We start from the raw sequence: 11,807 nt of genomic DNA on the forward strand, positions 1-11,807 counted from the left end.
CGAAATACGCGCCGACCTCCACCTCGGACTGCTCCAACTCGCCTGCAGCATGATCTGTTTGAGACGGCTCCGGACCTCATTTTGAAACGATCAGTAAGGGTCAGAGCGTCTCGCTCAGCGAGTCCGCCAGGCGCCGCCGCGCCGCACGTGTCGCCGGCAGCGCCGCCGCCGCCACCGCACCCAGTACGGCTCCGACGACCACCGTCACCAGCACCGGCAGGGAGGGCAGTCGGGCGATCCCCGCACCGATCCCGCTCGACGCGCCCTGCGTGTCCACCAGCCAGCTGCCGGCAAGCGCACCCACCGCCGTCCCCACCACCGCGGAGACGAGCGCGGTCAGACCGGCGGCCGTCACGATCATCGCCCCGATCTGCCGGGGCGTCAGCCCGATGGCCTTGAGCGCGAGCAGGTCCCGGCCCCGGTCGCGTACGCCCGTGCTGATCAGCGTGAGCAGTTCGGTCAGCCCGATCAGTGCCAGTACCGCGATCAGTGCGGCGATCACTCCGCGTGCCGGCTCCAGCCGGTCGGCGGGATTGGGCGTCTCCCTGATCTCCAGCGTTCCGCCCGCCGCCAGGGCGAGCGTTCCGCTCACCGCCCGCGGGTCCGCCCCCTCGCGGAGCACCAGGGCGTGGTAGGCGGGGCGCAGCTGCGGATCGCGTTCCCGCAGGGCGTCGAGGGTCGTGGTGATCACCCGGCCGCCGGACTCGGGTTCGATGGTGCGGCCGACGAGGTGCAGGATCTGCGGCCGTCCGCCGACGGTCATCCGTACCCAGTCGCCGACCCGCACTCCGAGGAGGTCCAGCAGCCCCTGCCCGGCCACCGCCTCGTCCGGGCCGCCGACCGCGCGCCCTTCCACCACGGTCGAGGGATACGGGTGGCGAGCCGTCCCCAGCCCGCGCAGCGTGATGGTGCCGGTCTGCCCCGGTACGAGCGCCGCCATCTCCGCGCCCGGATGGACCGCGGCGATGTCCGGGACCGTCGCGAGGGTCTTCTCCAGCTCCAGCTCCGAGTCCGACGGCCCGGCAGGCTGCTCGGCCCGTACGGTCAGTGCGGCGGGGCGTCCCACCTGCGCGGGCCGGCTGCGGAACTGGTCCAGCGTCGACCAGGCGACGAGCGCGACGGTGATGAGCACCAGCGGCAGGGCGAGCCGGGCCACCGGCACGAGCGTCCGGCCGCGTCGCGCGAACGCCGCCCGCCACCCCAGGACCAGGGCCGGAGGCACCCGCATCCCGAGAGCCCGCCTGCCGAGTGCGGTCATCGGCGCGGCGGACGGCAGCGCGGCCCGGGCCACCGGAACCGGCGGCACCCGTCCTGCCCGCCAGGCCGAGAGCCCGGTGGCAGCGGCGATCAGCAGTACCGCGCCGCAGGGGATGCCGATCATCAGCGCGGTGTGCCCGGGGAGGTCCTGCCACACCGCCGCCGCCTCACCGATCCGCCCCGGTATCCGCGCGCCGAGGAGGGCGATCGCCGCCGTGCCGAGGGCCACGCCGAGGAGCGCGAAGGCCAGGTGCTGTACGAGGAAGCCGCGGGTCACCTGGCCGGGGGTGAAGCCGACGGCCTTGAGGATGGCGATGTCCCTGAGCTGGCCGCGGACGCGGGCGCCGATCGCTCCCGACGCGGCGAGCGCCGCCGCGAGCAGCGCACCGAGCCCGAAGACGGCGAACATCTTTCCCAGGAGCCGGTCGTCGCCGCCCGCCTCGGCCCGTGCCTGCTGCCACTTGGTGACCTGTGCCACCCGGTCGGCGCCGAGTACGGTCACCGCGCGCTGGACGATGAAGTCGGTGTCGCCCGGATCCTCCAGGCGCAGCCCCACGCTCTGCCCGGTGTCTTCCCGGGCGATCTCGTCGAGCGTGCCGGGGAGCACCCAGCCGATGCCGGGTCCGCCGCCCGGCTGGTAGCGGGGCTCGGCCACCTCGGCAACCCCGCCCACCCGCAGCACGTGCGGGGCACCGTCCGGTCCGGTGACGCGCACCGTGTCGCCCGGCTCCGCCCACAACGCCCGCGCGACCGAATCCTCCAGTACGACGCTGCCGTCCCGGTCGCCCTCGTCCGGCCGGGCGAGCCAGCCGCCCGCGGTGACGAGCGGCCGCCCCGTCTCCGGGGGCGCCGCCTCGGCCGCGCGCAGCGTCACCCCGACCCGCGCGCCACGGGACTCGACCGTCGTGGCCGCCGTGCGGTACGGACCGGAGAGGGCCGCGACGCCGTCCACGCCGGACAGGGCGTCCATGTCCGCCCCGCCCCGGGTGTGCAGCCAGATGTGCGCGCCCTGGGACTGGTTGAAAACGCGCTGCCAGGGGTTCGCGGCGTAGCTGAACAGTGCACCGGCCAGCAGGAGCGAGGCGATGACCCCGGCGCTGGCCAGGACGACGAAGAGGGCTTCCCCGCGGTGTGCGCGGAAGTCGGCCTGCGCCCAGCGCAGAGTGGCCCGCACGGTCACTCCTTGAGTTCGAGTACGCCGGAGACGCCGCCGCCCGGCCCGCGCCGCCCGCCGCCGAGCTGCGCGTCGTCGGCTATGCGTCCGTCGAAGAAGCTGATGACGCGGTCGGCGGCACTGGCCATCCGGGCGTCATGGGTGACCATCATGATCGTCTGGCCGCGCTGGTGGAACCGGGAGAGCAGCCGCAGCACCTCGCGGGTGCCCTTGCTGTCGAGGCTGCCGGCCGGTTCGTCGGCGAGCAGCAGCGTGGGGTGGTTGACCAGCGCGCGGGCGAGCGCGACCCGCTGCTGTTCGCCGCCCGACAGCTCGCCGGGCATCGACCGTTCGCGGCCTTCCAGCCCCAGTTCGGCGAGCAGCTCGGCGCGGGAGTCGCGGGCGGCCTTCGGGGAGGCGCCGGCGAGCAGGGCGGGCAGTTCGACGTTGTCGGCGACGGTGAGGTTGGAGACCAGGTTGAAGAACTGGAAGACGACGCCGATGCTGCGGCGCCTGAGGACCGCCCAGCGGGCCTCGCGGTAGGCGTCGACCCGTTCCCCGCCGAGCCACAGCTTCCCGCTGTCGGGCCGCTGGAGGCCGCCGATCAGATGCAGCAGCGTGGACTTGCCGGCTCCCGACGGGCCGGTGACCGCGACGAACTCGCCCGGCTGGACGGACAGGTCCACCCCGCGCACGGCGGGCACCGGAGCGCCCTCGCCGTAGTGCGTCTTGGTCAGGCCCTCGGCACGCACGATGGGCACCGCAGGAGCGGTGGTGGCGTCGTCGCTCATTCCAGCTCCTCCTGACAGCGTTCCAGCCAGTCGAGGTCGGCCTGCAGGTGCAGCATGGCGCCCTCGATCAGCAGTTGGGAGATCTTGTTGTCGCGGTCCTCGGCTGCGGCCAGCTTCGACAGGTCCCGCATGGTGTTGAGGTACTGGCGCCGCTGCTTGTTGATCAGTGCGACGGGGTCGGCCAGACCGGACCGGGGGGCGAGCGCGAGCTTCATGAAGAACTCGTCCCGTACCCGGGGCTCCTCCGCGGTGTCCTCGAACCAGGCCAGCACGGCCTCGCGCCCGGCGTCCGTCAGCTTGTACGTGCGCTTGTTGGGCCGGCCCGACTGCTCGACGTCCTCGCCTTCGATCAGGCCGCTCTTCTCCAGCCGGCCGAGGGTGACGTAGATCTGGCCGACGTTGGGCTGAGGGTACGCGGCGCCCAGGAGCTTCTCAAGGTCCTGCTTCAGCTCGTAACCGTGCGCAGGGCTACGGGTGAGGAGTGCAAGGAGCGCCAGCCGCAACGCGCTCCCCTCCTTCCCGCTCCGTAGTCAACTGTTCACCCGGCACCGGACCGATCGGCGTCCGAGTCCGTCTTGTCTGCCTGGGCGTCTAGTATCGCCCATGCCTAACGGGTATATATGGGCCACGATGGTCGGCGGCGCAGCCCGAGCGCGCACTGGGAGGAATCTATGCGGTGGATGCATGCCGCGGGTAGAGCTCTCCTCGTCGCGGCGGTGGTGCTGGCGGGCTACGCCGGTTTCGGCGTCCGCGCCGACGCGGGCGGGGGTGCGGCCTCCGAGGGGCGCGGCCCCCTGACGCTCGTGACGGCGGGCGACCTGACCGACTACCTCTCCCCGCTGCTCGACGACTGGAACCGCGACCACCCCGACGAGCCCGTCACCCTCGTGGAACTGCCCGACTCGGCCGACGAGACCCGGGCCCAGATGATCAGCGAACTGCGATCGGGGCGCGACCGGTTCGACGTGCTGAACATCGACGTCGCCTGGACCTCCGAGTTCGCGGCGGCCGGATGGATCTCCCCGCTGGAGCGGGACCGCTTCCCCCTGGACGCCTTCCTGCGGCCGGTCGTCGACACCGCGACCTTCGACGGGCGGCTGTACGCGGTTCCGTACGTCACGAACGCCGGACTGCTCTACTACCGCAAGGACATCCTGGACCGGGAGGGTGAGCAGCCGCCGCGCACCTGGGCCGAGCTGGTCCGCCAGGCGCGCACCCTCGCGCCGAGGTACGGACTGGACGGCTATGCGGGCCAGTTCCTGCCGTACGAGGGCCTCACCGTCAACGTCACCGAGGCCGTGCACTCGGCGGGCGGTTCGATCCTGCGCGACGACGGCGCCCGGGTGACCGTGGACTCCGACGCGGCGCGCGCCGGACTGCGCTTCCTCGCGGACGGGGTGCGGGACGGCTGGATCCCCCGCGAGGCCCTCGGGTACAAGGAGGAGGAGTCCCGGCAGGCGTTCCAGGACGGCCGGCTGCTCTTCCTGCGGAACTGGCCCTACGTGTACGCCGACGCGAGCGCCGAGGGGTCGAAGGTCGCGGGCCGGTTCGGCGCCGTGCCGCTGCCCGGACCCGTCGGGCCCGGCACCAGCGTGCTGGGCGGCTCCAACCTCGCGGTGAGCAGCCGTGCGCGACATCCGGCGTCGGCAGCCGATCTGATCTCCTACCTCACCAGTGAACGGGTCCAGCGTCGGGTGCTCACCGAGGGCTCGCTGCCGCCGGTGCGCGCCGCGCTGTACGAGGACCCCGAGCTGATCCGCGCGTATCCGTACCTTCCGACGCTCCGGCAGAGCGTGCTGTCGGCGGTGCCGCGCCCGAAGAGTCCGCGCTACGACCAGGTGAGCCTGGCCGTACAGGCGGTGGCGCAGGACGTGATGGCTCTGCGCCAGACGCCCGAGCAGGCGGCGGCGCGGCTCGCGCGCGAGCTCGGGACGATCTCCCGCAGGGGCTGATCTGCCGCAAGGCCCGACCTCCCGCAAGGCCTGATCCCACCTCTCCGTCTTCTTCTCCGTCCTCCAAGGGTCTCTACTTACATGTTAAGTAGAGACCCTTGTTTTGTGCATCGGGCATTCTTGAGCAAACCACCCCAACTTTTCCCTGTTTCTGGACACATCGTTGACACCTTCCAGTCAGCGCTACTTAACATGCATGCATAACAGCGCACCGATCTGGGGCGCTCTCGCATTCAGCAGAAACAGGTCGACGCGAGATGCTCAGCACCCTTCCGGCCGACATCGGCCACCCCTCCCGCAGTGCCACCCCCACCGACCCCTGGTGGCGCGACGCGGTGATCTACCAGGTCTACGTCCGCAGCTTCCTCGACAGCACCGGGGACGGTGTCGGTGACCTGGCCGGCGTACGGGCCGGGCTTCCCTACCTGCGGAAGCTCGGTGTCGACGGCATCTGGCTCAGCCCCTTCTACCCGTCGCCGCAGCACGACCACGGCTACGACGTCGCCGACTACTGCGGCGTCGACCCCGTGTACGGCGACCTCGCCGAGTTCGACCGGCTGGTGTCCGACGCCCGCCGGCTCGGGCTCAAGCTGCTGCTCGACATCGTCCCGAACCACTGCTCCAGCGAGCACCCGTGGTTCCGCGACGCGCTCGCCGCGGGGCCGGGCAGCGCGGCGCGCTCCCGCTTCCACTTCGCCCCCGGCCGCGGCCCGGACGGGGGCGAGCCGCCCAACAACTGGCGCGCCATGTTCGGCGGCCCCGCCTGGAGCCGGACCACCGAGCCCGGCGGCGCCCCCGGAGAGTGGTACCTGCACCTCTTCACGCCCGAGCAGCCCGACCTGAACTGGCGCAACCCCGTCGTGGGCGACGACTTCGAGCGGGTGCTGCGCTTCTGGCTGGACCGCGGTGTCGACGGCTTCCGCATCGATGTCGCCGCCGGACTGTTCAAGCACCCCGAGCTGCCCGACTCGGACGACCCCGGAGCCGACGAACGGGCCCGCGACGCCGTCAACCAGCTGGCCTGGAACCAGCCCGAGGTCCACGACGTGTGGCGCCGCTGGCGCTCGGTCTGCCAGGAGTACACCGCCCGGGACGGCCACGAGCGGCTGCTGGTCGGCGAGGTGTCCGTGCCGACCGCACGCGAGCACGCCGAGTACGTCCGACCCGACGAACTGCACCAGGCGTTCTTCTTCGACCTGCTCAGCGCCCCCTGGGACGCCGGCGCCTTCCGCGCCACCATCACCGAGGCGATGCGCGACATCGCCGGCACCGGCTCCACCGTCACCTGGGTCCTCAACAACCACGACCAGGTCCGCACGGTCACCCGCTACGCGGGCGAGCCCGGGGTGGAAGGCAGCGGACTGGGAGCCGCCCGCGCCCGCGCCGCCGCCCTCCTGATGCTCGCCCTGCCCGGCGCCGCCTACGTCTACCAGGGCGAGGAGCTCGGCCTCCCGGAGGTCCTGGACCTGCCCGACGAGGTCCTCACCGACCCGATCTTCCGCCGCACCGGCAGCCGCAAGCACGTGCGGGACGGCTGCCGCGTGCCACTGCCCTGGTCCGGGCACGCCTCCCCGTTCGGCTTCAGCCGGGAGGCGGTCGCCGCCAAGCCGTGGCTTCCGCAGCCCGAGTGGTTTGCGGAGCACGCCACCGACCGTGCCCTGGCCGACACCCGTTCCTTCTGGCACCTCTACCGCGACGGTCTCCAGCTGCGACGCACCCTGCCGCAGCTCGGCGACGGCACCCTGCGCTGGCTGGACGCCCCCGTCCACGTGCTGGCGATCGCCCGCGGCGACGGCCTGGTCTGCGCGGTCAACTTCGGCACGGAGCCGGTGCCCGCCCCCGTCCCCGGGACTCCGCTGCTCGCCAGCGGACCCTGTCCCGACGGCGTGCTCCCCGCAGCGACCGCCGCCTGGTGGACGGCCGAGTGCCCCGGCCCCCTGGGCCCCGGCGAACCCGATGCCGGCCCGCGCTCCTCCAGCCCTGCCCCCCTGACGTTCCCGACCCCGCGCGAAAGCCCCTCCCCGTGAAGCCGGGACCCACCCCGTAGCCCCGGACTTCCTCGAAAGGACCTCACGATGCGACGACTCAGCAAGACGACCCGACGGACCACGGCCACCGCGACGGCGGCCCTCGCCCTCGCCCTCGGTGCCACCGCATGCGGCGGCGCCACCGGACCCGCGAGCGGCGGCGAACTCGGCGGCCAGACCGTGACCGTGGCGGGCGTCTGGACCGGCAGCGAGCAGGAGAACTTCAAGAAGGTCCTGGACGCCTTCACCGAGAAGACCGGAGCCAAGACGGTCTTCGTCCCCTCCGGCGACAACGTCTCCACCTTCGTGGGAAGCAAGATCGAAGGCGGTAACGCCCCCGACGTGGTAATGGTCCCCCAGGTGGGCGTGCTGCAGCAGTTCGTGAAGGAGGGCTGGCTCCTCCCCCTCTCCGACCGGGCCGCCAAGACGGCGGACTCCACCCTCGCCCCGGTGTGGAAGAACTACGGCACGGTCGACGGCACGTACTACGGCCTCTACTTCAAGGCCGCCCACAAGTCCACCGTCTGGTACGCCCCCGAGGCCTTCACCCAGGCTGGCGTCAGCGAGCCGAAGAGCTACTCCGACATGCTGAAGGCGGGCCGCACCCTCGCCGACTCCGGCCGCCCGGCTTTCGCGATAGCAGGAGAGGACGGCTGGACCCTCACCGACTGGTTCGAGAACATCTACCTCTCCCAGGCCGGGCCGGAGAAGTACGACCAGCTCGCCCAGCACAAGCTCAAGTGGACCGACGAAAGCGTCGTCCGGGCGCTGACCACCCTCGGGGACCTGTTCAAGGACAAGCAGCTCGTCGCCGGCGGCGCCCAGACGGCGCTGAGCACCGACTTCCCCTCGTCGGTCGCGCAGGTCTTCGGCCCCGAGCCCAAGGCGGGCATGGTCTACGAGGGCGACTTCGTCGGCGGCGTCGCCAAGGGCCAGTTCGGCAAGAAGCTCGGGCAGGACGCCAAGTTCTTCCCGTTCCCCTCGGTCGACGGCGGCAGGGCGCCGGTCGTCAGCGGCGGTGACGCGGCCGTCGTCCTCAAGGACGCGAAGAACAGCAAGGCCGGCATGAAGCTGGTCGAGTTCCTGTCCGGAGCCGAGGCGGCCGAGGTCTGGGCCGGCGCGGGGGGCTTCCTGTCCCCGAACAACGAGGTCGACTTCGCCTCGTACGGCGACGACACCACCCGCAGCACCGCCACCTCGCTCATCGAGGCGGGCAACTCGATCCGCTTCGACATGTCGGACCAGGCCCCGGCCGCGTTCGGCGGTACCAAGGGCGCCGGCGAGTGGAAGCTCCTCCAGGACTTCCTGCGCGACCCGTCGGACCCGCAGGGCACGGCCGCGAAGCTCGAGGCCGAAGCCGCCAAGGCCTACGGGAACTGAGGCGCTCCCCATGGCTGACGCCCTGACCGCCCGCGCCGCGACGAATCCACGGCGCCTGGCGCAGAGAAAAAAGCGCCGCCTCGCCGTCGTGTTCGTCCTGCCGGCCCTGCTGCTGCTCGGCGCCCTGGTCGTCTACCCGGTCCTCTTCTCCGTAGGCCGCAGCTTCTTCGACGCCGGCGGTGAACGCTTCGTCGGGGCCGGGAACTACGCGGCGATCCTCCACGACCCGGCCACCCTCAAGGCCATCCGCAACAGCACCGTCTGGGTCGTGGTCGCCCCGCTCCTGCTGACCGGGCTCGGGCTGATGCTCGCCGTACTCACCGAGAAGGTGCGCTGGGCCACCGCGTTCAAGCTGGTGCTCTTCCTGCCGATGGCCGTGTCGTTCCTCGCGGCGGGCATCATCTTCCGACTCGCCTACGAACAGGACCCGGACCGGGGCGTGCTCAACGCCGCCGTCGTCGGCGTCCACGACACCTTCGCCGACCGTGCCGCCTACCCGACGGCCCGTGCCCGGGAGGGCCACGGTCTGACCGGCGGGGCGGGCGGCCCGTACAGCACCGAGGAGACCCTGCGCCCCGGCCGCTCCGTCAGCCTCGGATTCGTCGGGGTGGCACCCGACGCGATGCCCGCCGGAGCGAAGGCCGCAGCCGACGCCGTGGCCGGGGCCGACTCCATCGCGGGCGCCGTCTACCTCGACTTCGCCCCCGGCGGCGCCGGTACGCCGGGCACGGTCGACCCCGGAGAGAAGGGGCTGCCCGGCATCACGGTCGAGGCCGTACAGGAGGGCCGGGTGGCCGCGACCGCCACCACGGCCGACGACGGGTCGTTCCGCCTCACCGGCCTGGCCGACGGCGAGTACACCGTCAGACTCCCCACGGCCAACTTCGCCGCCCCCTACCAGGGCGTGAACTGGCTCAGTCCCGCACTGGTGACGCCGGCCATCATCGCCGCATACCTATGGGTGTGGACCGGCTTCGCGATGGTCCTGATCGGCGCCGGCCTCTCCGCCATCCCGCGTGACGCGCTGGAGGCCGCGCGGATGGACGGTGCCACAGAGAGCCAGATCTTCCGCAAGATCACCATCCCGCTGCTCGCACCGGTGCTCACCGTCGTCTTCGTGACCCTGGTGATCAATGTGATGAAGGTCTTCGACCTCGTCTACATCATCGCGCCCGGACCGGTCCAGGAAGAGGCGAACGTACTGGCCACCCGCATGTGGCTGGTCTCCTTCGGCGGAGGCAACGACCAGGGGCTCGGCAGCGCGCTCAGCGTGGTCCTGCTCCTGCTGGTCGTACCGGCGATGATCTTCAACATCCGGCGTTTCCGAAGGAGCGGAGCATGAGCCGCCACAGCACCATCGAATGCCCGCCGGCCCGACGGGCGGCAGCCGCCCTGCCCGTCCCCGCCCCGTCCACGCCCGGACCCCGCCGCAGGAGCCGGCTCTCACGCTTGCTGGGCAACTCAGTCGTCCAGGGCGTGCTGCTCCTGGTCGCCCTTGTCTGGATCACCCCACTGGCGGGCCTGTTCCTGTCCTCGATGCGCTCCGAACAGGACAACGCCTCCGAGGGCTGGTGGACCGCGCTCACCGACCCGTCCCAGCTGTCCCTGGACAACTACAGCGCCCTGCTGAAGGACTCCGGCATCGCGACGGCCTTCGGGAACACCATCCTGATCTCCGTGCCGACCACCGTCCTGGTGGTCGCCCTCGCGGCGCTCGCCGGATACGCCTTCGCATGGCTGGAGTTCCCCGGCCGGGACGGCCTCTTCCTGGTGGTCGTCGGACTGCTGGTCGTACCCGTGCAGATCGGGCTGCTGCCCGTGGCCAAACTCTTCGGTGCGGTCGGACTGTTCGGCACGATCGCGGGCGTCGTCCTCTTCCACGTCGCCTACGGTCTGCCGTTCGCCATCTTCCTGCTGCGCAACTACTTCGCCGAGATACCGCGCGAAATGCTGGAGGCCGCCCGCATGGACGGTGGCAGCGAGTGGCGGATCTTCTCCCGGCTCATCCTGCCGCTCGGCCGTCCCGCCCTCGCGAGCCTGGCCATCTTCCAGTTCCTCTGGGTGTGGAACGACATGCTCGTGGCGCTGCTCTTCGCGGACAGCGGGTCCCAGCCCCTCACGGTGGCGCTGCAATCCCAGATGAGGCAGTTCGGAAGCAACATCGGCGTCCTCGCACCGGGGGCGTTCCTGTCCCTGGTGGTCCCGCTGATCGTCTTCTTCGCCTTCCAACGGCACTTCGTCCAGGGCGTGATGGCCGGCTCGGTGAAATAGCCGCCCCGGGCCCCGGACCGGGCGCGCCACGCTCACACCGCGGGGCCCTGCCGCCGGCGTCCCCTCGTGGGACACGGCAGCAGGGCCGGCGTCGGGGCCCCGGCGCCGAGGGCAGGGCGGCGGCCCGTCGCCTTTGAGGCGGCAGTCGCGGAGGATCTTCCAGGTCTTCATGCGGGCGAAGACGTGCTCGACGCGGGCTCGGACCTGCTGGTGGGACTTGTTGTGCGCGTGCTTCCAGTCGGGCAGGTCTTCGCCTTTGCGGCGTCGGTGGGGCATGACGAGTCCGGTGCCGGGATAGCCGCCGTCGGCGATTGTGAGGGTCTTGCCGACGGCGACTTTGGCACCGGATTCCTCCCACGCCTTGCAGTCGTTGCGGTTCCCGGCGAGGGGCCGGCCGACCACGACGACCAGGCGGGTGTCGGCGTCGATGACGACCTGGTGATTGGTGGAGTATCGGTAGTTCTTGGACTGCGCGGCGACCTGGTGGTCGCGGGTGGGGACCAGGGTGCCGTCGACGGTGAGCACGGTGTCCTTAGCGAACCGCTTGCGGGGCTGGAGGGCGAGCATCGGCCCGAGGTGGTCGATGATGCGGTCCGCTGCCGACTTGGACACCCCGAACAGCGGGGCGAGCTGGCGCATCGTCAAGTTCGTGCGCCAGTACGCGGCGACCAGCAGTGCCCGGTCCTCCAGCGGAAGGCTCCACGGCCGGCCCTTGCAGACGGCGTCCGCACCCTCACGCCGCAAAACCGTCACCAGCTTCCCGAAGCAGCGCGGGCTCAGCCCGGTGAACGGGGCTATCCAGGACGGCTCCGACGCCGTGATCACACCAGCCACACCAAGATCATCTTACCCGTGACCAGCAGTTACGGGACAAGCCTTAGCTTGACTCTGTCGGGGATCTTGGAACTGTCGAGATCAGGTGCCCAGGGTGCGCCATGACTTCGGCCGGGGCATCTCGCGCTGGTCGAGGTAGTTC

At 71.5% G+C, this 11,807-nt stretch carries 8 protein-coding genes and 1 pseudogene; 5 read left to right on the top strand and 4 right to left on the bottom strand.

What is annotated here, in order from left to right; all coding sequences use genetic code 11:
* Window positions 1-100 precede the first annotated feature (100 nt).
* From ACFWTC_RS37390 to ACFWTC_RS37400, 3 genes are read right to left on the bottom strand one after another with little or no spacing between them, the layout of a single operon-like run.
* Window positions 101-2,431: an FtsX-like permease family protein gene (locus tag ACFWTC_RS37390; protein ID WP_384030413.1), complete on the bottom strand. Its 2,331-nt coding sequence runs from the start codon at window positions 2,429-2,431 to the stop codon at window positions 101-103.
* Window positions 2,432-2,433: 2 nt separating this feature from the next.
* Window positions 2,434-3,201: an ABC transporter ATP-binding protein gene (locus tag ACFWTC_RS37395; protein ID WP_030723086.1), complete on the bottom strand. Its 768-nt coding sequence runs from the start codon at window positions 3,199-3,201 to the stop codon at window positions 2,434-2,436.
* Window positions 3,198-3,704, bottom strand: coding sequence for a PadR family transcriptional regulator (locus ACFWTC_RS37400; RefSeq protein ID WP_030723089.1), 507 nt, complete (start codon window positions 3,702-3,704; stop codon window positions 3,198-3,200). The genes ACFWTC_RS37395 and ACFWTC_RS37400 overlap by 4 nt, the downstream gene beginning before the upstream one ends.
* A 168-nt stretch (window positions 3,705-3,872) precedes the next feature.
* Here ACFWTC_RS37400 and ACFWTC_RS37405 point away from each other — a divergent pair, with 168 nt between their 5' ends.
* The 5 genes from ACFWTC_RS37405 to ACFWTC_RS37425 all read left to right on the top strand — a co-directional run bounded on the left by ACFWTC_RS37405 (window position 3,873) and on the right by ACFWTC_RS37425 (window position 10,831).
* Complete coding sequence (locus ACFWTC_RS37405; RefSeq protein WP_384030410.1) at window positions 3,873-5,153, top strand: ABC transporter substrate-binding protein; 1,281 nt, start codon at window positions 3,873-3,875, stop codon at window positions 5,151-5,153.
* 257 nt (window positions 5,154-5,410) lie between these two features.
* Window positions 5,411-7,180: a glycoside hydrolase family 13 protein gene (locus tag ACFWTC_RS37410; protein WP_384030408.1), complete on the top strand. Its 1,770-nt coding sequence runs from the start codon at window positions 5,411-5,413 to the stop codon at window positions 7,178-7,180.
* Between the two features lie 48 nt (window positions 7,181-7,228).
* Entirely contained in the window at window positions 7,229-8,560 is a 1,332-nt protein-coding gene (locus ACFWTC_RS37415) for an ABC transporter substrate-binding protein (RefSeq protein WP_384030406.1), read from the top strand.
* 10 nt (window positions 8,561-8,570) lie between these two features.
* A complete protein-coding gene (locus ACFWTC_RS37420; protein ID WP_384030404.1) occupies window positions 8,571-9,902 on the top strand; it encodes an ABC transporter permease subunit in 1,332 nt (443 codons plus the stop codon).
* Entirely contained in the window at window positions 9,899-10,831 is a 933-nt protein-coding gene (locus ACFWTC_RS37425; protein ID WP_384030402.1) for a carbohydrate ABC transporter permease, read from the top strand. The genes ACFWTC_RS37420 and ACFWTC_RS37425 overlap by 4 nt, the downstream gene beginning before the upstream one ends.
* A gap of 123 nt (window positions 10,832-10,954) precedes the next feature.
* Here ACFWTC_RS37425 and ACFWTC_RS37430 read toward each other — a convergent pair.
* Window positions 10,955-11,665, bottom strand: a pseudogene (locus tag ACFWTC_RS37430) (transposase); the annotation flags it as partial.
* Between the last annotated feature and the right edge of the window lie 142 nt (window positions 11,666-11,807).

It is taken from the genome of Streptomyces sp. NPDC058619 (genome assembly GCF_042717785.1).
Lineage (GTDB): Bacteria > Actinomycetota > Actinomycetes > Streptomycetales > Streptomycetaceae > Streptomyces.

Coding starts and splice junctions, on each gene's coding strand:
- ACFWTC_RS37410 (WP_384030408.1), top strand. CDS start 5,411: ATGCTCAGCACCCTTCCGGCCGACATCGGCCACCCCTCCCGCAGTGCC.
- ACFWTC_RS37405 (WP_384030410.1), top strand. CDS start 3,873: ATGCGGTGGATGCATGCCGCGGGTAGAGCTCTCCTCGTCGCGGCGGTG.
- ACFWTC_RS37425 (WP_384030402.1), top strand. CDS start 9,899: ATGAGCCGCCACAGCACCATCGAATGCCCGCCGGCCCGACGGGCGGCA.
- ACFWTC_RS37395 (WP_030723086.1), bottom strand. CDS start 3,201: ATGAGCGACGACGCCACCACCGCTCCTGCGGTGCCCATCGTGCGTGCC.
- ACFWTC_RS37415 (WP_384030406.1), top strand. CDS start 7,229: ATGCGACGACTCAGCAAGACGACCCGACGGACCACGGCCACCGCGACG.
- ACFWTC_RS37420 (WP_384030404.1), top strand. CDS start 8,571: ATGGCTGACGCCCTGACCGCCCGCGCCGCGACGAATCCACGGCGCCTG.